Source organism: Massilia sp. TWR1-2-2, assembly GCF_049897565.1.
Lineage (GTDB): Bacteria > Pseudomonadota > Gammaproteobacteria > Burkholderiales > Burkholderiaceae_D > JAFCUW01.
In genome coordinates, this window is record NZ_JAFCWM010000007.1 from 38,504 (window position 1) to 62,676 (window position 24,173).

General features: G+C 65.2%; 26 protein-coding genes. 19 read left to right on the forward strand and 7 right to left on the reverse strand.

Translation table 11 applies throughout. The features are described from left to right. Positions 1 to 5: 5 nt before the first annotated feature. The 5 genes from ACP7DD_RS08400 to yjgA form a co-directional block, all read right to left on the reverse strand. Positions 6 to 203: a hypothetical protein gene (locus ACP7DD_RS08400; protein ID WP_426174271.1), complete on the reverse strand. Its 198-nt coding sequence runs from the start codon at positions 201 to 203 to the stop codon at positions 6 to 8. A 22-nt stretch (positions 204 to 225) separates the two neighbouring features. After that, positions 226 to 492, reverse strand: coding sequence for a hypothetical protein (locus ACP7DD_RS08405; RefSeq protein WP_426174272.1), 267 nt, complete (start codon positions 490 to 492; stop codon positions 226 to 228). 125 nt (positions 493 to 617) lie between these two features. After that, positions 618 to 1,286, reverse strand: coding sequence for an alpha/beta hydrolase (locus ACP7DD_RS08410; protein WP_426174273.1), 669 nt, complete (start codon positions 1,284 to 1,286; stop codon positions 618 to 620). Positions 1,287 to 1,297: 11 nt separating this feature from the next. Beyond that, positions 1,298 to 1,912 (reverse strand): molybdopterin adenylyltransferase, encoded by a 615-nt coding sequence (gene mog, locus ACP7DD_RS08415; protein ID WP_426174274.1) that lies wholly within the window; start codon positions 1,910 to 1,912, stop codon positions 1,298 to 1,300. Next, on the reverse strand, positions 1,893 to 2,513 hold the full coding sequence (gene yjgA, locus ACP7DD_RS08420; RefSeq protein ID WP_426174275.1) for a ribosome biogenesis factor YjgA: 621 nt from the start codon (positions 2,511 to 2,513) through the stop codon (positions 1,893 to 1,895). The genes mog and yjgA overlap by 20 nt, the downstream gene beginning before the upstream one ends. A gap of 91 nt (positions 2,514 to 2,604) precedes the next feature. Between yjgA and pmbA the strand changes: the two genes are divergently transcribed. The 3 genes from pmbA to ACP7DD_RS08435 all read left to right on the forward strand — a co-directional run bounded on the left by pmbA (position 2,605) and on the right by ACP7DD_RS08435 (position 7,788). Beyond that, the gene (gene pmbA, locus ACP7DD_RS08425; RefSeq protein WP_426174276.1) at positions 2,605 to 3,957 is read left to right on the forward strand and encodes a metalloprotease PmbA; all 1,353 of its coding nucleotides are present in this window, start codon (positions 2,605 to 2,607) and stop codon (positions 3,955 to 3,957) included. A gap of 247 nt (positions 3,958 to 4,204) precedes the next feature. Continuing rightward, positions 4,205 to 5,293: a TRAP transporter substrate-binding protein gene (locus tag ACP7DD_RS08430; protein WP_426174277.1), complete on the forward strand. Its 1,089-nt coding sequence runs from the start codon at positions 4,205 to 4,207 to the stop codon at positions 5,291 to 5,293. A 236-nt stretch (positions 5,294 to 5,529) separates the two neighbouring features. Next, positions 5,530 to 7,788, forward strand: a complete 2,259-nt coding sequence (locus ACP7DD_RS08435; RefSeq protein WP_426174278.1) for a TonB-dependent receptor plug domain-containing protein — start codon at positions 5,530 to 5,532, stop codon at positions 7,786 to 7,788. 103 nt (positions 7,789 to 7,891) lie between these two features. On the opposite strand, the gene ACP7DD_RS08440 is transcribed toward ACP7DD_RS08435, so the two are convergent. Further along, positions 7,892 to 9,031, reverse strand: coding sequence for a M14 family metallopeptidase (locus ACP7DD_RS08440; RefSeq protein ID WP_426174279.1), 1,140 nt, complete (start codon positions 9,029 to 9,031; stop codon positions 7,892 to 7,894). Between the two features lie 155 nt (positions 9,032 to 9,186). Between ACP7DD_RS08440 and ACP7DD_RS08445 the strand changes: the two genes are divergently transcribed. Further along, complete coding sequence (locus ACP7DD_RS08445) at positions 9,187 to 9,447, forward strand: DUF2442 domain-containing protein (RefSeq protein WP_426174281.1); 261 nt, start codon at positions 9,187 to 9,189, stop codon at positions 9,445 to 9,447. Between the two features lie 72 nt (positions 9,448 to 9,519). Here ACP7DD_RS08445 and ACP7DD_RS08450 read toward each other — a convergent pair whose 3' ends face one another. Then, a complete protein-coding gene (locus tag ACP7DD_RS08450) occupies positions 9,520 to 10,437 on the reverse strand; it encodes a PaaX family transcriptional regulator C-terminal domain-containing protein (RefSeq protein ID WP_426174282.1) in 918 nt (305 codons plus the stop codon). A gap of 191 nt (positions 10,438 to 10,628) precedes the next feature. On the opposite strand from ACP7DD_RS08450, the gene paaA reads away from it, so the two are divergent. The 15 genes from paaA to ACP7DD_RS08525 are packed head-to-tail and all read left to right on the forward strand — an operon-like array spanning position 10,629 to position 24,170. Then, positions 10,629 to 11,615 (forward strand): 1,2-phenylacetyl-CoA epoxidase subunit PaaA, encoded by a 987-nt coding sequence (paaA, locus tag ACP7DD_RS08455; RefSeq protein WP_426174283.1) that lies wholly within the window; start codon positions 10,629 to 10,631, stop codon positions 11,613 to 11,615. A gap of 20 nt (positions 11,616 to 11,635) precedes the next feature. Next, entirely contained in the window at positions 11,636 to 11,920 is a 285-nt protein-coding gene (gene paaB / locus ACP7DD_RS08460) for a 1,2-phenylacetyl-CoA epoxidase subunit PaaB (RefSeq protein ID WP_305506427.1), read from the forward strand. Beyond that, positions 11,917 to 12,675, forward strand: a complete 759-nt coding sequence (gene paaC / locus ACP7DD_RS08465; protein ID WP_426174284.1) for a 1,2-phenylacetyl-CoA epoxidase subunit PaaC — start codon at positions 11,917 to 11,919, stop codon at positions 12,673 to 12,675. The genes paaB and paaC overlap by 4 nt, the downstream gene beginning before the upstream one ends. Beyond that, positions 12,675 to 13,196 (forward strand): 1,2-phenylacetyl-CoA epoxidase subunit PaaD, encoded by a 522-nt coding sequence (gene paaD, locus ACP7DD_RS08470; protein WP_426174285.1) that lies wholly within the window; start codon positions 12,675 to 12,677, stop codon positions 13,194 to 13,196. Before paaC ends, paaD begins: the two co-directional genes overlap by 1 nt. Positions 13,197 to 13,204: 8 nt before the next feature. Beyond that, positions 13,205 to 14,281 carry a 1,2-phenylacetyl-CoA epoxidase subunit PaaE gene (gene paaE, locus ACP7DD_RS08475; protein ID WP_426174286.1) on the forward strand — a complete coding sequence of 359 codons (1,077 nt, stop codon included), beginning with the start codon at positions 13,205 to 13,207 and terminating at the stop codon, positions 14,279 to 14,281. Positions 14,282 to 14,308: 27 nt separating this feature from the next. Continuing rightward, positions 14,309 to 15,100 carry a 2-(1,2-epoxy-1,2-dihydrophenyl)acetyl-CoA isomerase PaaG gene (gene paaG, locus ACP7DD_RS08480; protein ID WP_426174287.1) on the forward strand — a complete coding sequence of 264 codons (792 nt, stop codon included), beginning with the start codon at positions 14,309 to 14,311 and terminating at the stop codon, positions 15,098 to 15,100. A 1-nt stretch (position 15,101) separates the two neighbouring features. After that, positions 15,102 to 16,664, forward strand: a complete 1,563-nt coding sequence (locus ACP7DD_RS08485) for a 3-hydroxyacyl-CoA dehydrogenase (RefSeq protein WP_426174288.1) — start codon at positions 15,102 to 15,104, stop codon at positions 16,662 to 16,664. Continuing rightward, the gene (gene paaI / locus ACP7DD_RS08490; RefSeq protein WP_426174290.1) at positions 16,657 to 17,097 is read left to right on the forward strand and encodes a hydroxyphenylacetyl-CoA thioesterase PaaI; all 441 of its coding nucleotides are present in this window, start codon (positions 16,657 to 16,659) and stop codon (positions 17,095 to 17,097) included. The genes ACP7DD_RS08485 and paaI overlap by 8 nt, the downstream gene beginning before the upstream one ends. A 25-nt stretch (positions 17,098 to 17,122) precedes the next feature. After that, entirely contained in the window at positions 17,123 to 18,433 is a 1,311-nt protein-coding gene (gene paaK / locus ACP7DD_RS08495; protein WP_426174291.1) for a phenylacetate--CoA ligase PaaK, read from the forward strand. A 16-nt stretch (positions 18,434 to 18,449) separates the two neighbouring features. After that, on the forward strand, positions 18,450 to 19,664 hold the full coding sequence (pcaF, locus tag ACP7DD_RS08500) for a 3-oxoadipyl-CoA thiolase (protein WP_426174293.1): 1,215 nt from the start codon (positions 18,450 to 18,452) through the stop codon (positions 19,662 to 19,664). Positions 19,665 to 19,693: 29 nt separating this feature from the next. Further along, positions 19,694 to 20,845: an ABC transporter substrate-binding protein gene (locus ACP7DD_RS08505; RefSeq protein ID WP_426174294.1), complete on the forward strand. Its 1,152-nt coding sequence runs from the start codon at positions 19,694 to 19,696 to the stop codon at positions 20,843 to 20,845. Between the two features lie 8 nt (positions 20,846 to 20,853). Further along, positions 20,854 to 21,729 (forward strand): branched-chain amino acid ABC transporter permease, encoded by an 876-nt coding sequence (locus ACP7DD_RS08510; protein WP_426174295.1) that lies wholly within the window; start codon positions 20,854 to 20,856, stop codon positions 21,727 to 21,729. Then, entirely contained in the window at positions 21,726 to 22,676 is a 951-nt protein-coding gene (locus ACP7DD_RS08515) for a branched-chain amino acid ABC transporter permease (RefSeq protein WP_426174296.1), read from the forward strand. Before ACP7DD_RS08510 ends, ACP7DD_RS08515 begins: the two co-directional genes overlap by 4 nt. Next, on the forward strand, positions 22,676 to 23,431 hold the full coding sequence (locus tag ACP7DD_RS08520; RefSeq protein WP_426174298.1) for an ABC transporter ATP-binding protein: 756 nt from the start codon (positions 22,676 to 22,678) through the stop codon (positions 23,429 to 23,431). Before ACP7DD_RS08515 ends, ACP7DD_RS08520 begins: the two co-directional genes overlap by 1 nt. Before the next feature lie 10 nt (positions 23,432 to 23,441). After that, positions 23,442 to 24,170, forward strand: a complete 729-nt coding sequence (locus ACP7DD_RS08525) for an ABC transporter ATP-binding protein (protein ID WP_426174299.1) — start codon at positions 23,442 to 23,444, stop codon at positions 24,168 to 24,170. Positions 24,171 to 24,173 lie beyond the last annotated feature (3 nt).

Consider the following 24,173-nt stretch of genomic DNA (forward strand, 5'->3'; position numbering starts at 1 on the left):
GGCGCTCAGGCGAGCGCCTTTTTTGCTGCTTCTTCCGGCGTCAGGCCGTCATAAAACTGGTCGGTGAACCACTCGACCTCGTCCTCGATATGTTCCTGCGCCTGCGCCAGCGTGGCGCCGCCGGCGACCAGGAATTTTTCCACTTCGATGCACCAGTTAATCAGTGCCATCGTCTCTTCGTCGAGTTCTTCTTTCTTCGCCATCGTCATTCTCCCGCTATCGTGATCAGGCCGCGAGGCTTTTGGTCAGCAGGTCGGCGACCAGCTGGTTCAGGTCGACGTTGCGTTCCTTTGCCTGCGTTTGCAGTTGCAGCACCAGATCGCTGTTGAGCTTGACGGCAAACGGCACCAGGCCTGCTGCCTGATCGAGCTTGCGCTGTTCGCGGCGGTCGACTGGGACCGCGCCGCTGTTGCCGAAACCGCCGGCGCCAGGGGCGACCATCTGGCCCATCAATTTCTTGGCGTCGCTCTTTGCCATGCCGGTTTTTTTCATGTGAGGCTTTCTGTTGATGTTGTTCGTGGAATTTTACGCCGCCGGAAAATCGGCGGCGCTTCTTACAATGGATAGCCTGAACCGTCATTGTTGCCAATGACGGTTTGAACGCGGCGGTGGAGGCGTCAGGCCAGCACTTTTTTCAGCCAGGCGCCGATGTCGTCGACTTCTTCCTGGCACAGCGAGTGCTGCATCGGATATTCATGCCACTCGACCTGGTAGCCCATCGCCTTGAGTGCGTCGCGCGACTGTTCGGCGCGCACGATCGGGACGACGCCGTCGCTGCGGCCGTGCGCCATGAAGATCGGCGTGTCGAGGCTCTCTTCGGTGCGTTCGGCGGCGACGGTGGCGGCCACCGGCAGGTAGCCCGACAGGCATAGCAGGCCTGCCAGCTTTTCAGGGTGGCGCACGCCGGTCTGCAAGGTCATCGCGCAGCCTTGCGAAAAGCCGGCCAGGATGATGCGGTTCGCCTTGATGCCGCGCGCTTTTTCGCGCGCGATCAGCGCCTCGATCTGCTGCTGCGAGCGACGCAGGCCGGCGTCGTCTTCGCGCCGCACCAGGTCGGCGTTGCTGATGTCGTACCAGGCGCGCATCACGTAGCCGCCGTTGACGGTCACCGGAATCTGGTCCGCATGCGGAAAGACGAAGCGGATGCCCGGCAGGCCGGTCAGGTCAAGCTCGCGCACCAGCGGCACGAAGTCGTTGCCGTCGGCGCCCAGGCCGTGCATCCAGATGACCGCCACTTCCGGATTTGGCGCGGTCTCGATTTCGATGTTTTCAAGAAGTTGGGTCATGCGGCTTCCAATCAGGGTTGAGGGCGCAGCGCCGATTTGGGCCGGAACGCCTTGCAGACGGCAGGATCGGTTTCCATGTACGGCCCGCCGATCAGGTCCACGCAATACGGCACCGCGGCGAAGATGCCGCCGACGAGCTGCTTGCCGTCGGCGTCCTTCAGGCCCTCCAGCGTCTCCTTGATGGCCTTCGGCTGGCCGGGCAGGTTCATGATCAGCGCGGCGTGGTCAAGCGTTTCGCGGATCACCGCCAGCTGGCGCGACAGGATCGCGGTCGGCACAAAGTGAAGGCTGATCTGGCGCATCTGCTCGCCGAAGCCGGGCATCTCCTTGGTTGCTACCGCCAGCGTCGCCTCGGGCGTCACGTCGCGCCGGGCCGGCCCGGTGCCGCCGGTGGTCAGCACCAGGTGGCAGCGCTGCAGGTCCACCAATTCGACCAGCGTCGCTTCGATCTGCGCGCGCTCGTCGGCGATCAGGCGCGTCTCGACGCGGTACGGCGTGGTCAACGCCGAAGCGAGCCAGTCCGACAGCGCCGGAAGGCCCTTGTCCTCGTACACGCCGCCGCTGGCGCGGTCCGACACCGACACCAGGCCGACGACCAGCACGTCGTTATTCGTCGTCGGACTCATCGTCGGCCGGTTCCAGGTCGAGCGCTTCGTCGTCGTCGCCGTCGGCTTTGGCAGACTTGCCTTTCTTGTTCAGGTCCTTGAGGATCTGGAAGATCTCGCGGTACGCTTTCGGCGGCTTGTTCTCGGCCTGTTCCTTGCGCGCGTTGCGGATCAAGGTGCGCAGGTGCTGCACGTCCAGTTCCGGATACTCGGTCGACAGCACCGTCAGCGCCTTGTCGTCGGCCAGCAGCTTCTCGCGGCGACGCTCGAGCGCGTGCAGCGCGGCGGTATCGGCCTTCGACATGCCTTTCCAGCTGTCGATGGTGCGCTGGATGACGGCGATTTCCTCTTCATCGAGGGTGCGCATCTTCTTGCCGACGAATTGCATCTGGCGGCGCCGGCCTTCGTGGTTGGTGATGGTCTGGCACATCAAAATGGCGTCGCGCACGTCTTCCGGCATCGGTACCCGCTTGACGCGGTCGCGCGCTTCGTTGACGAGTTCCTCTCCCAGCTTCTGGACTTCGAGGCTCTGGCGCTTGGCCTCGGACTTGGAAGGACGCTCGTATTCTTGCTCGAACTCGGAGGATTGGAACCCGCAGGCACCGCGGTTTGGATTAGGCATGATATGGATCCGGGTGGCGCAAGGCCAGCCAGTAAAAACAGTAAACGACTGCTATGATAACCGTTTTACCGGCCAGCCAAGAAAACACGATATGAACGACTCCGTCTTTATCCATACCCAGGACCAGCTCAAACAGCTTGCAGCCGACGTTTTGGCGTTCGCGCGCGAGAAGGGCGGCACCGATGCCGCGGTCGAGATCAGCGAGGGCAGCGGCCTGGCTGTATCGGTCCGGCGCGGCAAGATCGAGACGATCGAGCAAAACAAGGACAAGGGCATGGGTGTGACGGTGTATATCGGCCAGAAGCGCGGCAACGCCAGCACCTCGGACTTTTCGGCCGCCGCCCTGCGCGCCACGGTCGATGCTGCCTACAACATCGCCCGCTTCACCGCCGAAGACGACTGCGCCGGCCTGCCGGAGGCCGAACTGCTCGAAATGGCGCCACGCGACCTGCGCCTGTGCTACCCGTGGCGCATAACGACCGAAGAAGCGGTGGCGCTGGCGCAGCGCGCCGAAGGCGCCGCCTTCGAGGTCGACCCGCGCATCACCAACAGCGAAGGCGGCAGCGTGTACGTGCAGCAGTCGCATTTCGTCGCCGCCAATTCGCGCGGCTTCGCCGGCGGCTACCCGTTTTCGCGCCACACGCTGTCGGTCGCGCCGATCGCCGGCAAGGGCGCCAAGATGCAGCGCGACGACTGGTACACCTCGGTGCGCGACGCCTCCAAGATGGCATCGCCCGAAGCGGTCGGCCGCTACGCCGCCGAGCGCGCGCTGGCGCGCCTGAACGCGCGCAAGATGGACACGCGCACCTGCCCGGTGCTGTTCGAAGCGCCGCTGGCGGCGGGCCTGCTCGGCGCCTTCGTGCAGGCCACCTCCGGCGGTGCGCTGTACCGCAAGTCGACCTTCCTGCTCGATTCGCTCGGCCAGTCGGCGTTCCCGGCGCATATCCAGATCCTCGAAGACCCGCACCTGATCGGCGGCGTCGGCTCCGCGCCGTTCGATGAAGAGGGCGTGCGCACGGTGCGCCGCCACGTCGTCAAGAATGGCGTCGTGCAGGGTTACTTCCTGTCGACCTACTCGGCGCGCAAGCTGGGCATGCAAACGACCGGCAATGCCGGCGGCTCGCACAACCTGTCGATGACGTCGTCGAACACGAAGCGCGCCGACGATTTCGCCGGCATGATCCGCAAGATGGGCCGCGGCCTGCTGGTGACCGAACTGATGGGGCAGGGCACCAACTACGTCACCGGCGACTATTCGCGCGGCGCTTCCGGCTTCTGGGTCGAAAACGGCGAGATCCAGTATCCGGTCGAGGAAATCACCATTGCCGGCAACATGAAAGACATGTTCCAGCAGATCGTCGCCATCGGCAACGACACGCTCACGCGCGGCAACAAGTCGACCGGTTCGATCCTGGTCGAAAGCATGGTCGTCGCCGGCAGCTGATTTCCCCGGGTCTGACCCCGGTTGTTCCGTGGGGGGGGCAGACGGGGACGCCGAGTCCCCGGTTGAGATGACGGCTACACACCGGGGTCAGACCCCTGACAGGAGCACCGGGGCCTGATCCTGCTTCCCCCCGCCTCCCCCAAAATTCACATTTTTATTGCAAGCTTTCAACTCCGCTAATACACTAGCCCAAGCAAAAAAATGGCGCGGGCTTCCCCCGCGATGACATCTTCAGGAGACAACACACATGGAACGCCGTTCATTCCTTAAACAGGCGGCCGTTGGCGCCGCCGTTGCAGCACCGATCGCCGCGCAGGCAGCCGATCTGCCGACCATCAAATGGCGCCTCGCCAGCAGCTTCCCGAAAAACCTGGACACCATCTTCGGCGCCTCCGAACTGTTCTGCAAGCGCGTCTCCGAGCTGACCGGCGGCAAATTCAGCATCCGTGCCTTCGCCGCGGGCGAAATCGTGCCGCCGCTGGAAGTGATGGACGCCGTGCGCGCCGGCACCGTCGAGATGGGCCACACCGCTTCTTATTACTATGTGGGCAAAGATCCTGCGTTCGCCTTCGACTGCTGCGTGCCTTTCGGCCTGACGTCGCGCCAGCAATCGGCGTGGATGCAAGTTGGCGGCGGCATGGAACTGATGCGCGAGTTCTACAAGGGCTACAACATCATCAACTTCATGGGCGGCAACACCGGCACCCAGATGGGCGGTTGGTTCCGTAAGGAAATCAAAACCGTCGCCGACCTGAAAGGCCTGAAGATGCGCATCAGCGGCCTGGCCGGCAAGACGATGGCCAAGCTGGGCGTGGTGACGCAGCAGCTGCCCGCCGCCGACATCTATCCGTCGCTGGAAAAAGGCACGATCGACGCGGCCGAATGGGTCGGCCCGTACGACGACGAAAAGATCGGCATCTATAAAGTGGCGCCGTTCTACTACGCGCCGGGCTGGTGGGAGCCAGGCCCGCAGCTGTCGTTCTACATCAACATGAACGAGTGGGCCAAGCTGCCGAAGGAATACCAGTCGGCGGTCGAAGCGGCAACGTACGAAGCGCACGTCTACATGCAGGCCGCCTACGACGCCAAGAACCCGGCCGCCCTGGCGCGCCTGGTCAAGAACGGCGCCAAGGTGCGTTTCTTCTCGAAGGACATCATGGATGCCGGCTTCAAGGCGGCCAACGAGATGATGGAAGAAGAGTCGTCGAAAAATCCGAAGTTCAAGAAGATCTATGAGCCGTGGAAACTGTTCCGCCGCGAGCAGAACACCTGGGCATCGGTGGCCGAAGCGACCATGCAGAACTACCTGATCGTCGCCAACCGCGCCGGCAAATAAGTAAATTGTAGGCAACGTTGCCTACGTAAGCGGGGTCAGACGGGGACGCCGAGACCTAGGTCTGACCCCGTTTTTTTTCGCTTTCGCGCAAGCTGCCGCGCCGCTCCACCCACGTGTGCATCGCACCCTATTGCAAGTCGGGCCCCGGTTTTTGCGTTCTGTCGCACAAGCCATTCAATGTCGAGTCCGCCATGCAATGATGGCGCACCTCATCCTCAATAATCTTTTTTATACTCATGCATACCAAAATCAAGTCGCCGCATTCCCTCCATCTGCGCCTGTTGCTCGCCGCGCCCGCCGTGTTCGGCATGATCGCCGCCCAGGCCGCCGGACAGGATGGCGCCGGCGCCGCGCCGCCGGTCCCGGCGCCGGCCACCACCGCGCAGCCGCTGCAGAAGGTCGAGATCAAGGGCGCCGCCGCCTCGTACGACGCGCGCCGCAACGACACCGCTACCAAGATCGTCATCGGCCAGGAAGAAATCCTGCGCAACGGCGACACCACCATCGGCGAGGTGCTCAAGCGCCTGCCAGGCGTGACGGTTGGCGGCGTGCAAGGCCGCGGCGGCGACGTGCGCATGCGCGGCCTCGGCAGCGGCTACACCCAGGTCCTGCTCAACGGCGAGCCTAGCCCGCCGGGCTTCTCGCTCGATTCGATCTCGCCCGACATGATCGAGCGCATCGAAATCATGCGCGCCGCCACCGCCGAATACAGCACCCAGGCGGTCGCCGGCGCCATCAACATCGTCCTCAAGCGCGCCATCGTCACGGCGCAGCGCGAAATCAAGGCCGGCTTGCAGCTCGATAACGGCAACATCGGCACCAACACCAATTTCCAGGTCGCCGACAAACAAGGCGCGATGTCGTACGCCGTCGGCGGCAACGTCACCTGGGCCCGTTTCGAGCGGCCGCAGGAGACCATCACCGAAGGCAGCAACGCCGCCGGCACGCCGACCGTGCTGCGCCGCGCCGAGCAGGGCAACAGCGGCCACTTCGAGGCGATCGGCCTGTCGCCGCGCATCAACTGGACGCTCGGTCCGGGCGACGTGATTACCTCGCAAAGCTTCATTAACGTCAACCGTTTCCGCGGCGACAGCACCGAACGCGTCGCCACCTTGCTCGGCCCAGCCCCGCTGTACAGCGGCACCCGGGTCGATATCGAATCGGACGTCGCGCAGGTGCGCAGCGATCTGAGCTGGACGCGCAAGCTTGCCGAAGGCGCCAAGCTCGACATGAAGGCAGGGGTCAACTGGAACAAGCGCGAATCGCGCGCGCCATCGCTCAACTACGACGCGTCCGACCGCTTGATCCTGAACCGCCTCGTCACGTCCGACTCGAGCGATAAGGGCGTCACCGCAAACGGCAAATATTCCACGCCCATCTTGGAAGGCCACGCGCTCGCGGCCGGCTGGGACGCCGCCTACAGCAAGCGCAACGAAGACCGTATCCAGCGCGAAAGCTCGCCAACCGCCACCTGCCTGGTGCGCACCCCGAGCGGCGACTGCCTGACCCCGAGCAACCTCGACCAGGTATTCGAGGCAAATGTCTCGCGCCTGGCGATGTTCGCCCAGGACGAATGGACCGTCACGCCGCGCTGGTCGGTGTACTTCGGCCTGCGCTGGGAAGGCATCCGCACCCGCAGCGAGGGCAACAGCTACGCCGCGGTCGACAACAAGTCGAGCGTGTGGAGCCCGCTGTTCCAGACGCTGTGGAAAATCCCCGGCAGCAAGTCCGACCAGGTGCGCCTGGGGCTGACGCGCACCTACAAGGCGCCTGGCGTGAACAGCCTGATCCCGCGCCGCTTCGCCTCCAACAACAACAGCGAGGTCAGCCCTGATCAGCAGGGCAATCCGAACCTGCGTCCTGAACTGGCGTGGGGCCTCGACCTGGCGTACGAACATTACCTGGAAGCCGGCGGCCTGCTGACCGCCAGCACCTACGTGCGCCGCATAGAAGACATCACGCGCCAGCAGACGTCGCTGGTTGACGGCCTGTGGCTGTCGATGCCGGTCAACGCCGGCATTGCCAACACGCGCGGCATCGAGCTCGAAGCGAAGTTGCCGCTGCGTTCGGTGTACAAGGCCGGACCGAACATCGACATGCGCGCCAACTTTTCGCGTAACTGGTCTGACCTCGACAGCGTGCCCGGTCCGAACAACCGCCTCGACCAGCAGACGCCGTTTAGCGGCACGGTCGGCGCCGACTGGAAGCTCGACAAGCTGCCGATGACCTTGGGCGCGAGCTACAGCTTCCAGAACGGCGGACCGGTGCGCATTTCGTTCAACCAGTACGCCTACTCGGTGCCGAAGCGTTCGCTCGACATGTACGGCCTGTGGAAATTCAACCCGAAGAACCAGCTGCGCGTATCGGTCTCTAATGCGCTGGCCCAGGACAACATCGTGCAGTCGAGCTACGTCGACGAGCGCGGCCGCTCCAGCAGCACGCTCATCACGCCGACGACGGTGGTGGTGCGCGCCATGCTTGAAATCAAGCTCTGATGCGGTGATTCCGGGGTCCGACCCGCTTTCTGGGTCAGCCCCTTTCACCTACCGCCAGCACATGAATAAAGCCCCGGAGTCCGGGGCTTTTTTATTCATGGAGTCAGCGGCGAATCGCCCGCAGAATCGGCTGCAGTACCGCCGCGCCCAGGCGCGCGCTACGCGCCCCATCCCAGCCCGTCTGCGCATCCGGATCGTTGGCGTTGTCCTTGAACGGCAGCTCCAGCGTCAGCGCCAGGCACCCGAACGCGTGGGTGATATGCGGCGACCCCATGGTCAGCACCTCGGGCGTGTACGGCGATTCGCCGTAACCGTGCTCGGTCTGGAAGTCCGGGCTGGCGACCTTGAAGTCGTCGGCGAACTGCTTCTCCGCTGCCGCCTGTTCCGCCGTAAAGGTCGGCAGCGCGCTGCTGCCGGCGACGAACACGTAAGGCAGTCCCTCGTCGCCATGCACGTCGAGGAACAGGTCGCAGCCGGTCTCCTTCATCTTCTGCTTGACCAGGAAGACTTCCGGGCTGCGCTCGATCGTCGGCGCGTTCCATTCGCGGTTCAGGTTCGCGCCGGCCGCGTTGGTGCGCAGGTTGCCGTGCACCGAGCCATCCGGATTCATGTTCGGCACCACGTAGAACACCGCTTCCTTGAGCAGCTGGCGGCCGAACGGATCGGACGGGTCGAGCAGCGCATCGAGCATGCCTTCGACCAGCCACTCCGCCATCGTCTCGCCCGGATGCTGGCGCGCGATTACCCACACCTTTTTGCGATCCGGCGCCCCGGCGGCCGCCGGATCGCCGATGATCAGCACATTCATGTCGCGGCCCTCGATGGTGCTGCCGAGGTCCTGCATGCGCACCTGCTCGGACATCTGCGCGCGGTCCAGCAGTTCGAGGTGGCGCTCCCAAGAATACGGCTCGAAGTAGGCGTAGTAGACGCTGTCCATGCCCGGCGTGTGGCTGATCGTCATGACCTGGCCGTCGAAGCTGGTCGGCACGCGGAACCAGTTGACGCGGTCGTAGCTGGCCATCGCCTGGTAGTCGTTCCAGCCGTCCGGATAGGCGCTCTGGCCGGCGTTGAGGAAGCGGATCGAGCACGCTTCGCCCTGCGCGCCCTGCAGGCGGAAGTAGAACCACTGCGTGATGTCGGCGTGTGAATCCTTGCGGATGTTCAGATCGATCGCGCCGGCGCTTGTGGCGCTGACGATATCGATGGCGCCAGCGTCGAACTGGCTGCTGATTTTGATAGACATGGTAAGTCCTGTATCGGAAAAGGGCGTGAACCCGCGATGATACTAGAACTGAACCTCCGCATCTGCTGTGCGCTGTCAAAAACTTACTGTGCCGTCTTGCTACCGTTCCAAGTTGGCCGCGCACCCGGCGCGCCCGCAGTCACGTGGAGACAGCAATGAGCGCCATCCGTTTTTCGTACGCCGAGGTCACCAGCATCAGCCGGCTGGGATTCTGGCTGCAGTTCGGCGCCGAGGAGCTCTACCTGTCGTTCGTCGAGTTCCCCATTTTCGAGTACGCCACCGTGTCGCAGATCACCGAGGTGGTCTGCATCAGCTCCGGCCGCGTGTACTGGCCCGACATCGACTTCGATCTGGCGCTCGACACCATCCGCAATCCGCTGACGCGCGACTACCACCGCGCCAGCTACGATTGTTAAGCAAAAGGGGTCTGACCCGGCGTTGGGGTCGGACCCCGAATTCGCAGGCGCCGAAGGCCCCTACGCAGGCGATTAACCGAGCCCGCCGAACCGCTCGAAGAACACCGTGTCCGCCGGCGCCGCGCCGTCGTCCTCGCGCAGCATCGCCGCCATCACGTGCTCCTCGGCCGCGGCGCAGATCTGCCGGTACAGCGAGCGCGCCAGCTCGTACGCCCGCGCGCCTGGCCACGGATCGGGCAGCAGCTCGACCGGCAGCATCGGGTCATGCAGCTGCACCCGCCGGTAGGCGTGGATCAGCAGCGTGCGGATCACGAACGCCTGCTCCGGCGCCATCGGTGCGGCCAGCCCCAGCAGCGGCTCGAACCGGTCGATGAACTGCTGGTAGCCGGCGGAGACGCCCGACAGGTCCCAGCCGTCGCCGACCAGTTCCGGCAGCGGCCGGCCCGCCACGCCCGGCATTTCGGTCGCGCGGCAGGCGAACAGCTTGCCGCCGGCGCCCAGGCGATCGAGGATGTCGCGCAACACGTCGACATCCGCCGCCGGATGGCCGAACACGCCTGGCGTCACCAGCGCGTAGCCTTCCCACAGCAGCTCCTTGCGCAGCGCCGCGCGCAGCGGCGCCTCGAGCTGCCCGCCCGACGCCAGCAGCAACGTCCACTGGCCATCCCAGTGCACCTCAAGCGGCGCGTAGATGCGCCGGTTGGCGCGCTCGAAGCGCGGCTGCGCCTGCGGCAAGATCGCGTAGGCGCTGCGCCGCCGGTCGCGGCTGGCCACCAGCCAGCCTTCCTGCGCCAGCCGGAACACGCTGGTGCGCAGCAGCCGGTCGTTGACGCCGAACGGCGCCAGCAGCTCGATCAGGCTGCCCAGCCACACGGTGCCGCCGTGCGGCGCGATGGCATCGCCAAAAATCGTCATCACCAGCGACTTCGAACGGGGCGGGTCGCTGGCCAGAAAGCGGGCGATCCATTCAGTGCTGTTCAATTGTTTCATAGGCGCAAGTAGTGGGTCGGCGTTCAAGCAAACCGCAGTTTACTTTGGCGCGAGATGGGCGCACGATTAATTTTTGGATACCGTAGCAATTTAAACAGGATACAGAACCTCGTTTCGATTCAATTTTTTTGTGTACATATCGTTTTTTGTATCGTATTATCCTTTTCGAGCTTTTGCAAACGGAGATCAGCATGTACGCACAACTGGTAGAAACGGGCCTGAAAAAAGTCCAGTCGATTTCGGAGATGGGCGAAGAAGAGCGCGCGTTCCAGGACCGCATCGACGCCGGCGTCAAGATCGAGGCCAAGGACTGGATGCCGGACGCTTACCGCAAGACGCTGATCCGCCAGATTTCGCAGCACGCCCACTCGGAAATCGTCGGCCAGCTCCCCGAAGGCAACTGGGTCACCCGCGCGCCCACGCTCAAGCGCAAGTCGATCCTGCTGGCGAAGATCCAGGACGAAGCCGGCCACGGCCTGTACCTGTACAGCGCCGCCGAAACGCTCGGCGTCTCGCGCGACGAACTGATCGCCGCCCTCCATTCCGGCAAGGCCAAGTACTCCAGCATCTTCAATTACCCGACCCTGTCGTGGGCCGACATGGGCGCCATCGGCTGGCTGGTCGACGGCTCGGCCATCATCAACCAGATCCCGCTGTGCCGCTGCTCGTACGGGCCATACGCCCGCGCCATGATCCGCGTGTGCAAGGAAGAATCCTTCCACGCGCGCCAGGGCTACGACATCATGCTCAGCCTCGCCAACGGCACGCCCGAACAGAAAGCCATGGCGCAGGATGCCCTGAACCGCTGGTGGTGGCCGTCCCTGATGATGTTCGGCCCGTCCGACGCCGAATCGGTCAACAGCGCGCAGTCGGCGCAGTGGCGCATCAAGCTGTTCTCCAACGACGAACTGCGCCAGCGCATGGTCGACCAGACCGTGCCGCAAGCCGAATTCCTCGGCCTGACCGTGCCCGATCCCGACCTCAAGTTCAACGCCGAAACCGGCCACTATGAATTCGGCGAGATCGACTGGAGCGAGTTCCACAACGTCCTCAAGGGCAACGGCCCGTGCAACAAGGAGCGCCTCAAGACCCGCGTCAAGGCCTGGGACGACGGCGCCTGGTTCCGCGAAGCGCTGGTCGCCTACGCCGACAAAAAATCGGCCCGCGCCGCCGCCTGATAAAAACTACGGAGTACAGCATGAGCAAAGAATGGCCCCTGTGGGAAGTCTTCATCCGCAGCCAGCATGGTCTGGCGCACAAACACGTCGGCAGCCTGCACGCACCCGACGCCGAAATGGCCGTCAATAACGCGCGCGACGTCTACACCCGCCGCAACGAGGGCGTCTCGATCTGGGTCGTGCGCGCCACCGACATCGTCGCGTCCAGCCCGTCCGACAAGGGCGCCCTGTTCGAGCCGGCCAACAGCAAGGTGTATCGCCACCCGACCTTTTTCCCGATGCCTGAAGAAGTGAAGAACCTGTGAGCGCGCAACACAAGATCGACTACCTGTTGCGCCAGGGCGACAATGCCCTGATCCTGTCGCAGCAGCTCTCCCAGCTGTGCGGCAAGGGCCCGGCGCTGGAAGAAGACATGGCGCTGACCAACGTCGCGCTCGACCTGCTCGGCCAGACCCGCATGTGGTACGGCTACGCCACCGAACTCGAAGGCCAGGGCCGCAGCGAAGACGACCTGGCGTTCATGCGCGACGCGCCGGCGCTGCGCTGCTGCCTGCTCGTCGAGCAGCCGAACGGTAATTACGCCGACACCATGGTGCGCCAGTTCTACTTCGACACCTGGCACTACTTCCTGATGCTTGGCCTGCTCAAGTCGACCGATGCGCGGATCGCCGAAATCGCCGAAAAGTCGATCAAGGAAGTCACGTACCACCTGCGCCGCAGCGGTGACCTGATCGTGCGCCTCGGCGACGGCAGCGCCGAAAGCCACGCCAAGACCCAGGCCGCGGCCGATCAGCTGTGGATGTACACCGGCGAGATGTTCATCTACGACGCCATCGACAACGCCATGGCCGAGCAGGGCGTCGCGCCAGATGCCGCCGGCCTGCGCGCCGCCTTCGTCGAACACGTCGCCGAAATCTTCGCCGAAGCGACCATCACGATGCCGGCGCCGGACGCGTGGATGCAGCGCGGCGGCAAAAAAGGCGTGCACAGCGAGCACCTCGGCTTCATCCTCGCCGAGATGCAGTTCCTGCAGCGCGCCTATCCAGGAGCACAGTGGTAATGATGCAGCAGGCAGTCGGCAGCGCACAGGTGTGGGACTGGCTCGGCCAGGTCGCCGACCCCGAGATTCCCGTGATCTCGGTGGTCGACCTTGGCATCGTGCGCGCCGTCGAATGGGACGGCGACGAATGCGTCGTCACCATCACGCCGACCTATTCGGGCTGCCCGGCGATGCAGGTGATCGCCGAAGCGGTCACCGAAGCGCTGCACAGCCACGGCGTGCCGAAGGTGCGGCTGGTGAACCAGCTCTCGCCCGCCTGGACCACCGACTGGATGAGCGAAGCGGGCAAGCTCGCGCTGAAAGGCTACGGCATCGCGCCGCCGGCGCAGCAGGTCATCGACATCAGCGGCCTGCACGCCGGCGTCAAGCGCGGCCCGGTGCCGCCCAAACTGATCGTCGCCTGCCCCAACTGCGGCTCGACCCACACCGAGCTGACCAGCCAATTCGGCTCGACGCCCTGCAAGGCGCTCTACAAGTGCCTCGACTGCCGCGAGCCCTTCGATTATTTCAAGTGCCACTAAGGCCCGACATGAGCAAATTTCATCCCCTGACGGTTGCGGCGGTGCGCAACGAAACGCGCGACACCATCGCCGTCACCTTCAACGTGCCGCCCGAACTGGCCGACAGCTTCCGCTACCAGCAGGGCCAGCACCTGACCTTGCGCGCGCTGATCAATGACGAAGACGTGCGCCGCTCCTACTCGATCTGTTCGTCGGTGCAGGACGACCTGCTGCGCGTGGCCATCAAGCGCACCACCGGCGGCCTGTTCTCGACCTGGGCCAACGACACCGTCAAGCCTGGCACCGTCATCGATGTGATGCCGCCGATGGGCCACTTCAACACGCAGCTGTCGGCCGACAACACGCGCAACTACGTCGCCTTTGCCGCCGGCAGCGGCATCACGCCGATCCTGTCGATCATCAAGACCACGCTGCTGGCCGAACCGAACAGCCGCTTCACGCTCTTTTACGGCAACCGCGCGTCATCGTCCGTCATCTTCAAGGAAGAGCTGACCGACCTGAAGGACATGTACATGGGCCGCCTGCAGCTGGCCTACGTGATGAGCCGCGAGCAGCAGGACATCGACCTGTTCAACGGCCGCATCACCAAGGAAAAGACCGAACAGCTGCTGCGCCACTGGATCCGCGTCGAAGACATCGACACGGCCTTCATCTGCGGGCCGGAAGACATGATGCTGGGTGTCTCGGCCGCGCTGCAGGAAGCCGGCATGCCCAAGCACGACATCAAGATCGAGCTGTTCGCCGCCAGCATCCCGAAGCACCAGCACAAGCCGCGCGCCCTCAGCGCCGACGTGCCGCACGAGACCGAGGTCACCGTCATCATGGACGGCAACCACACCACGTTCGCGATGGACAAGGACAAGGAATCGATCCTCGACGCCGGCCTGCGCGCCGGCATCGACATGCGCTACTCGTGCAAGGGCGGCGTATGCTCGACCTGCCGCTGCAAGCTAATCGACGGCAAGGTCGACATGGACGTCAACTATGCGCTCGAGGATTACGAGATCGCGCGCGGCTTCATCTTGTCCTGCCAGAGCTTTCCCGTGACCGACAAGGTGATCGTCGACTTCGACCAGGCCGAGTAACCCACAACAACAATAGTTGGAGACCGCATGAACTACGACAGCATCCTGTTCCAGATCGAGAACGGCGTCGCCAAGCTGACCTTGAACCGCCCCGATAAGCTCAACAGCTTCACCCAGGCCATGCACATCGAAGTGCGTCATGCGCTGGCCCTCACGGCCACCGATCCGAGCGTGCGCGTGCTGGTGCTGACCGGCGCCGGCCGTGGTTTTTGCGCCGGCCAGGACCTGGGCGACCGCGCGGTCGAACCGGGCAAGGAGGGCGTCGACCTCGGCGCCTCGGTCGAGCAGTACTACGCGCCGCTGGTGCTGTCGCTGCGCGCGCTGCCGATGCCGGTGATCTGCGCCGTCAACGGCGTCGCCGCCGGCGCCGGCGCCAACCTGGCGCTGGCCTGCGACATCGTGCTGGCCGCCAAATCGGCCAGCTTCATCGAATCGTTCTGCAAGCTCGGGCTGATCCCCGACACCGGCGGCACCTGGCATCTGCCGCGGCTGATCGGCCAGGCGCGCGCCACGGGCCTGGCCATGCTGGGCGAAAAACTGAGCGCCGAAAAAGCCGAGCAGTGGGGCCTGATCTGGAAGTGCGTCGACGACGCCGCGCTGATGGACGAAGCGATGGCGATGGCCGAACAGTTCGCGGTGGCGCCGACCAAGGGTCTCGCCTTCACCAAGACGGCGCTGCAGGCCAGCTACGCCAACACGCTGCCCGAGCAGCTCAAGCTCGAAGGCGAGATGATGCGCGAACTCGGTTACAGCCATGACTACAAGGAGGGCGTCGCCGCCTTCATCGCCAAGCGTCCCGCCAACTTCCGCGGAGAATGACATGACAGCTCTCGAAAAAGACAGTGTCGTTGCGGTAGTGGGCAGCGGCGCCATGGGTTCCGGTATTGCGCAGGTAGCCGCCAGCGCCGGCCACCGCGTGCTGCTGTTCGATACCCGCACCGACGCCGCCGCCAAGGCGATCGCCGCCATCGGCAAGGTCTACGACCGGCTGCTCGAAAAAGGCCGCATGACGGCCGCCGACGCGGCCGCGGCCAAGGCCCGCCTGCAGGTCGCAGCCAGCCTGGCCGACATGCGCGACGCCGCCATCGTCGTCGAGGCCATTGTCGAGAACCTGCAAGCCAAGCGCACGCTGTTCGCCGACCTCGAAACCATCGTCGCCGACGACTGCATCCTCGCCACCAATACCTCGTCCATTTCCGTCACCGCCATTGCGGCCGAACTGCGCCGCCCGCAGCGCGTCGTCGGCATGCACTTCTTTAACCCGGTGCCGCTGATGGCGCTGGTCGAAGTGATCAGCGGCCTGGCCACCGAAGCGGCCGTCGCCGATGCCGTCTACGCCGCAGCGGCCACCTGGGGCAAGAACCCGGTGCACGCCAAATCGACGCCCGGCTTCATCGTCAATCGCGTCGCCCGCCCGTTCTACGGCGAAGCGCTGCGCCTGCTGTCCGAGCAGGCCGCCGACGCCGCCACGCTCGATGCGGTGATGCGCGAAGCCGGCGCCTTCCGCATGGGCCCCTTCGAGCTGATGGACCTGATCGGCCACGACGTCAATTTTTCGGTCACCCAGTCGGTGCACCAGGCCTACTTCGGCGACCCGCGCTTTGCGCCCTCGGTGCTGCAGCAGGAGATGGTCAATGCCGGCTTCTTTGGCCGCAAATCGGGCCGCGGCTTTTACCAGTACGGCGACGACCACGCCATGCCGGCGCCGCAAACCGAAGCGCCGCAGCCGCGCCCTGAAACGCTCAGCGTCAGCATCGAGCCGGGCGCCGTCGACATCGTCACCAACCAGATGGAACAGCGTTTCGCCGGCGCCGGCTTCACCGTCGCGCATCGCAAGCCGCTGCCCGGGGCCGCCGAACACGAGGCGCCGGCCTTCCACTGCAACGGCGCGGCCGTCTTCGTCACCGATGGGCGCAGCGCCACCGAACGCGCGGCCGCCAACAAGCATCCCGACACGGTGCTGTACGACCTGGCGTTCGACTACGCCGGCGCCGGCCGCATCGCGCTGGCCAAGGCCGACCAGTGCAGCGACGCTGCCTGGCTATCGGTGGTCGGGCTGTTCCAGGCCGCCGGCTTTGCCGTCACCCGCATCGACGACGTGCCCGGCATGGTCGTCATGCGCACCGTCGCCATGCTCGCCAACGAGGCGGCCGACGCCGTCAACCAGGGCGTCTGCAGCGCCGCCGCGGTCGACATCGCGATGCAAAAGGGCGTCAACTATCCGCGCGGCCCGCTGGCCTGGACCGACGCCATCGGCGTCGCGCAAGTCGTTACCGTCCTCACCAACCTGGCCGCCAGCTACGGGGAGGACCGCTACCGTGTCTCGCCGCTGCTGCGCCGCAAACTCGCCGCCGCGCCGGCAGGAGCACGTTTTCATGCATAGTAATCCCCAGGCTTTGGCTGAACTGGCCGGCAAGGCCATGTACGAGCGCGATCCCTCCAGCCAGGCGCTCGGCATGCTGCTGGCCGAAATCCGGCCCGGCTACGCGCGCATGACGATGCCGGTGCGCGCCGATATGCTCAACGGCCACCAGACCTGCCACGGCGGCTACATCTTCATGCTGGCCGACAGCGCCTTCGCCTTCGCCTGCAATTCGCACAACCACAACACGGTGGGCGCCGGCTGCGCCATCGATTACCTGGCGCCGGGCCGCGAGGGCGACCTGCTGACCGCCGAAGCGACCGAGCAGGCGCTCGCCGGCAAGACCGGCGTCTACGACATCAAGGTGCTCAACCAGGACGGCCGCACCATCGCGCTGTTCCGCGGTAAGTCGCACCGGGTCGCCGGCCTGGTGGCCGAAGTCAACGCCGCCTGACACGAATTCAAAGAAGGAGACAAGCATGGTCCAACGCACCCCCGCACCAGGCGACCTGGAGCCGATCGAACGCGCCAGCCGCGATGAACTTCAGGCGCTGCAACTCGAGCGCATGAAGTGGACGCTCAAGCACGCCTACGACAACGTGCCGCACTACCGCGCCGCGTTCGACGCCGCCGGCGTCCATCCGGACGACCTCAAGTCGCTCGCCGACCTGGCCAAGTTCCCGTTCACCGAGAAAAAGACGCTGCGCGAGAACTATCCGTTCGGCCTGTTCGCGGTGCCGCGCGAAAAAGTGGTGCGCATCCACGCTTCGAGCGGCACTACCGGCAAGGCCACCGTGGTCGGCTACACCCAGAACGACATCGACACCTGGGCCGGCGTCGTGGCGCGCTCGATCCGCGCCGCCGGCGGGCGGCCTGGCGACATGGTGCACGTCTCCTACGGCTACGGCCTGTTCACCGGCGGCCTTGGCGCCCACTACGGCGCCGAGCGTCTTGGCTGCACCGTGATCCCGATGTCGGGCGGCCAGACCGAAAAGCAGGTCCAGCTGATCTGCGACTTCAAGCCCGACATCATCATGGTGACGCCGTCGTACATGCTCAACATCATCGAGGAGTTCTCGCGCCAGGGCATGGACGCGGCCGACTCGTCACTGAAGGTCGGCATCTTCGGCGCCGAGCCGTGGACCGAGGCGATGCGCGCCGAGATCGAAGTGCGCGCCGGCATCGACGCGGTCGACATCTACGGCCTGTCCGAAGTGATGGGCCCCGGCGTGGCCAGCGAATGCATCGAGAGCAAGGACGGCCCGGTCATCTGGGAAGACCACTTCTATCCCGAGGTGATCGATCCGGAAACCGGCGAAGTGCTGCCCGACGGCGAAGAGGGCGAGCTGGTATTCACGTCGCTGACCAAGGAAGCGCTGCCGGTCATCCGTTACCGCACCCGCGACCTGACGCGCCTGTTGCCGCCGACCTCGCGCGCGATGCGCCGCATGGGCAAGATCACCGGCCGCTCCGACGACATGCTGATCATCCGCGGCGTCAACGTGTTCCCGACCCAGATCGAAGAGCTGATCCTGAAGATGCCGGCGCTGGCGCCGCACTACCAGCTGGTGGTCTCGCGCGACGGCCACCTCGACAAGCTCGAGGTGCTGGGCGAACTGCGCCTGACCATGACCGAGGAAGCGGTGGTATTGTTAAGCTGCGACCTCGAACACCAGATCAAGACCCACGTCGGCGTGTCGACCAAGGTGACGCTGATGGCCACCGCCGGCATCGAGCGCACCATGACCGGCAAGGCGCGGCGCGTGATCGACCAGCGACCGAAAACCTAATTTCAAGGAGCAGTCAGTGAGCCAATTTTCCGACGCATTCATTTGCGACGCCATCCGTACACCATTCGCCCGCTTCGGCGGCGCCCTCGCCACCGTGCGCGCCGACGACCTCGCAGCGCTGCCGATCGCCGCGCTCATGGCACGTAATCCCGATGTCGACTGGTCGATGGTCGACGACGTCTACTACGGCTGCGCCAACCAGGCCGGTGAAGACAACCGCAACGTCGCCCACATGGCCAGCCTGCTGGCCGGCCTGCCGGTCGACGTCCCCGGCAGCACCATCAACCGCCTGTGCGGATCGAGCATGGACGCCGTCGGCATCGGCGCGCGCGCCATCAAGGCCGGCGAAGCGCACCTGATCATCGCCGGCGGCGTCGAGAGCATGACGCGCGCGCCGTTCGTCATGGCCAAGGCCGAAAGCGCCTTTTCGCGCGCCGCAAAAATCGAAGACACCACCATCGGCTGGCGCCTCGTCAACCCGTTAATGAAGAAGATGTACGGCATCGACTCGATGCCCGAGACGGCCGAAAACGTCGCCCGCGAGTTCAACGTCAGCCGCGCCGACCAGGATGCCTTTGCGGTGCGCAGCCAGCAGCGCTGGGCCGCGGCCAACGCCGCCGGATTCTTCAAGGACGAAATCGTCGCGGTAACCGTACACCAGAAAAAAGGCGAGTCGCGCCAGTTCGACACCGACGAGCACCCGCGTCCCGACACCACCATCGAGATGCTGGCCAAGCTGAAGGGCGTCGTCACGCCCGACGGCAGCGTCACTGCCGGCAATGCGTCCGGCGTCAACGACGGCGCCTGCGCCATCCTGATCGCATCCGGCGGCGCCGCCGAGCGCTTTGGCCTGACGCCGCGCGCCCGCGTCGTCGGCATGGCCACCGCGGGCCTGGCGCCGCGCATCATGGGCTTCGGCCCGTCGCCGGCGTCGAAGAAGGTGCTGGCAATGACCGGCCTGACGATTGGCCAGATGGACGTCATCGAACTCAATGAAGCCTTCGCCGCCCAGGGCCTGGCCGTGACCCGCGACCTCGGCCTGGCCGACGACGCCGCCCACGTCAACGCCAATGGCGGCGCCATCGCCCTCGGCCATCCGCTCGGCGCTTCCGGCGCGCGGCTGGTCACCACCGCCGTCAACCAGCTTCACCGCACTGGCGGGCGCTACGCGCTGTGCACCATGTGCATCGGCGTCGGCCAGGGCATCGCCATGATCATCGAGCGCGTTTAGTACCAATACCACCCACCCCAGGAGACATCATGTTTAAAACTATACTTAAAAAATCCATCCTGTTCGCAGCCATGGCCTTTGCAGCCGCCAGCGCGTCCGCCGCCGATCCGATCCGCATCGGTTCGGTGCTGTCGGTGTCCGGTCCTGCCGCCTTCCTCGGCGACCCTGAACTGAAAACGCTGCAGCTGTACGTCGAGAAGATCAACGCCGAAGGCGGCGTCCTTGGCCGCAAGCTCGAGCTGGTGCACTACGACGACGGCAGCGACGCGGCCAAGGCCAACAGCTTCACCAAGCGCCTGATCGAGTCCGACAAGGTCGACGTTCTGATCGGCGGCACCACCACCGGCGCCACCATGGCGATGGCCCCGCTGGTGGCCACCGCCAGCCTGCCGTTCATTTCGCTCGCCGGCGCCGTCGTCGTCATCGACCCGGTCAAGAAATGGGTCTTCAAGACGCCGCACACCGACCGCATGGCGGCCGAGAAGGTGTTCGAAGACATGAAGAAGCGCGGCATCACCAAGGTCGGCCTGCTGTCGGAAACCAGTGGTTTTGGCGCGTCCGGCCGCAAGGAGACCCAGACCGTCGCCGCCAAATACGGCATCACGCTCGTCGCCGACGAGACCTATGGCCCGAAAGACACCGACATCACCGCGCAGCTGACCCGCATCAAGGGCGTGGCCGGCGTACAGGCCGTGTTCGTGTTCGGCCTTGGCCAGGGTCCGGCGGTCGTCACCAAGAACTACGGCCAGCTCGGCATGACCGCGCTGCCGATGTACCAGTCGCACGGCGTCGCCTCCGACGAGTACCTGAAGTTGTCCGGCAAGGCCGCCGAAGGCGTGCGCCTGCCGTCGCCGGCGCTGCTGATCGCCGCCGCGCTGCCGGCCAGCGACCCGCAAAAGGCAATCGTCACCAGCTACGACAAGTTGTACAAGGAGCGCTACAAGATGGAGCCGTCCACCTTCGGCGGCTACGCGCTCGACGCGCTGAACCTGTCGATCGACGCCATCAAGCGCGCCGGCGGCACCGACCGCGAGAAAGTGCGCGCGGCACTCGAAACCACCAAGGGCTTCGTCGCCACCACCGGTGTCTTCAACATGTCGCCGACCGACCACATGGGACTGGACCTTTCCGCGTTCCGCATGGTCGAAGTCAAGAACGGCGACTGGCAGCTGCTGAAATAAGGTCTTCGATGCTCGCTCAATTCCTCCAGTTCCTGTATTCGGGAATGACGGTCGGTTCGGCCTATGCGCTTGCGGCGCTGGGCTTCACGATCATCTACAACACCAGCGGCGTGATCAACTTCGCTCAGGGTGAATTCATCATGCTCGGCGGGATGCTGGCGGCCATCATGGCCGGCGCCGGCGTGCCGCTGCCGCTGGCGATTCTAGTCGCCGTCGTCGCCACCGCCGTCGTTGGCCTGGTGATGGAAAAGGCCGTCATCGAACCGGCGCAAAACGCCGAAGTGGTCACCCTGATCATCATCACGATCGGGGCGTCGCTGACGGTGCGCGGGCTGGTGCAGATCTGGCTGGGAAAGGGCACGCATTCGCTGCCGGCGTTTTCGGGCGATACGCCGATCATGCTGCTGGGCGCGAGCCTGCTGCCGCAAAGCCTGTGGGTGCTGGGCGTCACGCTTGCCATCGTTGCGGTGCTGGCGTGGTTCTTTGGCCGCACCTTGCTCGGCAAGGCGATGCTGGCGACCTCGCACAACAAGCTGGCCGCGCAGCTGGTCGGCATCAACACGCGCCGCGTGCTGCTGCTGTCGTTCGGCCTGGCCGCGCTGCTCGGCGCCCTCGGCGGCATCCTGGTCGCGCCAATTACGTACACGTCCTATGACGCCGGCATCATGCTGGGCCTGAAAGGCTTCGTCGCCGCGGTGCTGGGCGGCCTTGGTGGCGGCGTCGGCGCGGTGGCCGGTGGCCTGATCCTCGGCATCGCCGAAGCCATGACGGCCGGGTACATCTCGTCGTCGTACAAGGACGCGGTGCCGTTCGTGCTGATCTTGCTGATCTTGTTCTTCATGCCGCGCGGCCTGTTCGGCGCCAAGATCTCGGAGCGCGTATGAAGTTTTTGCACATGCGCCACCGCGGCCTGCTGCTGCTCGCGCTGGTGCTGGCCGTGCTGCCGCTGGTGCTGCCGAACGCATTCTATGTCGACGTGGCGATTCGCATCGCCCTCAACGCCATCGTCGTCATCGCGCTCAACCTGCTGATGGGCTACACCGGCCAGATCAGCATCGGCCACGCCGGCTTCTATGGCCTCGGGGCGTATGCGTCGGCCGCGCTGACCACTCACTTCAACTGGCCGCCGCTGGGCGCGTTGGCCGCCGGCGCTGCCGCCACTGGCCTGCTGGCATGGCTGATGGCGCGCCCGATCCTCAAACTCAAGGGCCACACGCTGGCGATGGCGACGCTCGGCCTGGGCATCATCATCTCGATCGTCATCAACAACGAAGCGCAATGGACCGGCGGACCCGATGGCATGTCGGTGCCGGCGTTCACGCTGGCCGGCATGACCATCGCCGGCGAAACCAGCTGGTACGCGGTGGCGGCGGTGCTGCTGCTGCTGATGACGTGGCTGGCGCTGAACCTGATCGATTCGCCGGTCGGGCGCGCGCTGCAGGCCATCCACGGCTCCGAAATCGCCGCGCGCGTGGCCGGCGTCGACACCACCAGGTTCAAGGTGCGCGTGTTCGTGCTGTCGGCGGTGGTGGCCAGCATCGCCGGCTCCATTTCGGCGCACTACATCGGCTTCATCACTCCTGGCATGGCCGGCTTCTTCCACTCGATCGAGCTGGTGACGATGGTGGTGGTGGGCGGCATGGCGTCGGTATTCGGCTCGATCATCGGCGCCGCGCTGCTGACCATCCTGCCGCAGCTGCTGCAAACCTTCGAAGGCTGGGAAGTGGTGGTGTTCGGCGTGATCCTGATGGCGACGATGATCTTCATGCCGAAAGGCCTGGTGCCGAGCATTGCGCAGCGCCTGCGTGCGCGCCGCAAGGGGAGCAACTGATGCTGACGATCGAACACCTCAGCAAGAGCTTCGGCGGCGTCCACGCGGTGCAGGACGTCACCTTCGCCGTGCGCGAAGGGGCGATCCACTCGGTGATTGGTCCCAACGGCGCCGGCAAGACTACGCTGTTCAACCTGGTCAGCGGCATCTACACGCCGACCAGCGGCAAGATCATGTTCAACGGCGAGGACGTCGCCGGCATGACGCCCGACGCGCTGGCGCGCCGCGGCGTGTCGCGCACCTTCCAGAACCTGCAGGTGTGCATGAACATGACGGCGATCGACAACGTCATGGTCGGCTCGCACCTGCGGCTGAACCAGAACCTGTTCGCCTCGATGCTGCGCCTGCCGGCGGTGCGCCGCGCCGACGATGAGTGCCGCGCCGAAGCGGTGCGCCTGATGCAGTTTGTCGGCGTCGGCAAGTACGAAGGCGCCGACGCCAACCAGATGCCGTACGGCGCCCTCAAGCGGCTCGAAATCGCCCGCGCTCTGGCCGCCAGGCCGAAGATGCTGCTGCTCGACGAGCCGGCCGCGGGCCTTAACCACACCGAGACCGGCGAGATCGAGGACCTGATCCGCAAGGTCGCGCAGTCCGGCGTGACGGTGCTGCTCGTCGAGCACGACATGAAGCTGGTGATGAACCTGTCGGACCATATCCTCGTTCTCGACTACGGCAAGACGCTGGCCGAAGGCACCGCCGCCGAAGTGCGCGCCAACCCGGACGTCATCGCCGCCTATCTCGGCGCCGCAGCATAAAGGAATCAAGATGCGAGATTTTTCCAATGCGCCGCCGGTGCTGCAAATCCAGGGGCTGCACAGCCACTACGGCCCGATCCAGGCGCTGCACGGCATCGACATCGAAGTGCGCGAAGGCCAGCTGGTGGCGCTGGTGGGCGCCAACGGCGCCGGCAAGACCACGCTGCTGCGCGCCATCTCCGGCGTGCAGCCGGTCAGCGCCGGCGCCATTCGCTTCGGCGGCGTCGATATCACCCGCGCCAGCGCCGACCAGCGCGTGCGCTCCGGCATCTGCCAGGTGCCGGAAGGGCGCCAGGTATTCGGCCCGATGTCGGTCGAAGACAACCTGCGCCTGGGCGCCTACACCCGTCCCAAATCCGAGCTGGCCGGCGACCTCGATCGTGTGTTCGCGCTGTTCCCGGTCCTGAAGGAAAAGCGGCTGCTGACCGCCGGCATGCTGTCCGGCGGTCAGCAGCAGATGCTGGCGATGGCGCGCGCGCTGATGGGCCACCCGAAGCTGCTGCTGCTCGACGAGCCGAGCATGGGCCTCGCGCCGTTGCTCATCCGCGAGATTTTCCGCATCGTCGAAAGCCTGCGCGACCAGGGCATCACCATTTTCCTGGTCGAGCAGAACGCGCACGCCGCGCTGGCGATTGCCGACATCGGTTACGTCATCGAGACCGGCGGCATCGTGCTGTCCGGCCCCGGCCCCGAATTGCTGGACAACGAGCAGGTGCAAAGCGCCTACCTCGGAATGTAAGGA

Excerpts from the sequence above, each read along its gene's own strand:
- ACP7DD_RS08520 (WP_426174298.1), top strand. The coding sequence starts at position 22,676 with ATGCTGACGATCGAACACCTCAGCAAGAGCTTCGGCGGCGTCCACGCG.
- pmbA (WP_426174276.1), top strand. The coding sequence starts at position 2,605 with ATGAACGACTCCGTCTTTATCCATACCCAGGACCAGCTCAAACAGCTT.
- ACP7DD_RS08430 (WP_426174277.1), top strand. The coding sequence starts at position 4,205 with ATGGAACGCCGTTCATTCCTTAAACAGGCGGCCGTTGGCGCCGCCGTT.
- paaB (WP_305506427.1), top strand. The coding sequence starts at position 11,636 with ATGAGCAAAGAATGGCCCCTGTGGGAAGTCTTCATCCGCAGCCAGCAT.
- ACP7DD_RS08445 (WP_426174281.1), top strand. The coding sequence starts at position 9,187 with ATGAGCGCCATCCGTTTTTCGTACGCCGAGGTCACCAGCATCAGCCGG.
- paaG (WP_426174287.1), top strand. The coding sequence starts at position 14,309 with ATGAACTACGACAGCATCCTGTTCCAGATCGAGAACGGCGTCGCCAAG.
- ACP7DD_RS08440 (WP_426174279.1), bottom strand. The coding sequence starts at position 9,031 with ATGTCTATCAAAATCAGCAGCCAGTTCGACGCTGGCGCCATCGATATC.
- paaA (WP_426174283.1), top strand. The coding sequence starts at position 10,629 with ATGTACGCACAACTGGTAGAAACGGGCCTGAAAAAAGTCCAGTCGATT.
- ACP7DD_RS08525 (WP_426174299.1), top strand. The coding sequence starts at position 23,442 with ATGCGAGATTTTTCCAATGCGCCGCCGGTGCTGCAAATCCAGGGGCTG.
- paaE (WP_426174286.1), top strand. The coding sequence starts at position 13,205 with ATGAGCAAATTTCATCCCCTGACGGTTGCGGCGGTGCGCAACGAAACG.
- ACP7DD_RS08505 (WP_426174294.1), top strand. The coding sequence starts at position 19,694 with ATGTTTAAAACTATACTTAAAAAATCCATCCTGTTCGCAGCCATGGCC.
- ACP7DD_RS08405 (WP_426174272.1), bottom strand. The coding sequence starts at position 492 with ATGAAAAAAACCGGCATGGCAAAGAGCGACGCCAAGAAATTGATGGGC.
- mog (WP_426174274.1), bottom strand. The coding sequence starts at position 1,912 with ATGAGTCCGACGACGAATAACGACGTGCTGGTCGTCGGCCTGGTGTCG.
- ACP7DD_RS08515 (WP_426174296.1), top strand. The coding sequence starts at position 21,726 with ATGAAGTTTTTGCACATGCGCCACCGCGGCCTGCTGCTGCTCGCGCTG.
- paaD (WP_426174285.1), top strand. The coding sequence starts at position 12,675 with ATGATGCAGCAGGCAGTCGGCAGCGCACAGGTGTGGGACTGGCTCGGC.
- ACP7DD_RS08450 (WP_426174282.1), bottom strand. The coding sequence starts at position 10,437 with ATGAAACAATTGAACAGCACTGAATGGATCGCCCGCTTTCTGGCCAGC.
- ACP7DD_RS08410 (WP_426174273.1), bottom strand. The coding sequence starts at position 1,286 with ATGACCCAACTTCTTGAAAACATCGAAATCGAGACCGCGCCAAATCCG.
- ACP7DD_RS08510 (WP_426174295.1), top strand. The coding sequence starts at position 20,854 with ATGCTCGCTCAATTCCTCCAGTTCCTGTATTCGGGAATGACGGTCGGT.
- ACP7DD_RS08435 (WP_426174278.1), top strand. The coding sequence starts at position 5,530 with ATGCATACCAAAATCAAGTCGCCGCATTCCCTCCATCTGCGCCTGTTG.
- ACP7DD_RS08485 (WP_426174288.1), top strand. The coding sequence starts at position 15,102 with ATGACAGCTCTCGAAAAAGACAGTGTCGTTGCGGTAGTGGGCAGCGGC.
- paaI (WP_426174290.1), top strand. The coding sequence starts at position 16,657 with ATGCATAGTAATCCCCAGGCTTTGGCTGAACTGGCCGGCAAGGCCATG.
- ACP7DD_RS08400 (WP_426174271.1), bottom strand. The coding sequence starts at position 203 with ATGGCGAAGAAAGAAGAACTCGACGAAGAGACGATGGCACTGATTAAC.
- paaK (WP_426174291.1), top strand. The coding sequence starts at position 17,123 with ATGGTCCAACGCACCCCCGCACCAGGCGACCTGGAGCCGATCGAACGC.
- yjgA (WP_426174275.1), bottom strand. The coding sequence starts at position 2,513 with ATGCCTAATCCAAACCGCGGTGCCTGCGGGTTCCAATCCTCCGAGTTC.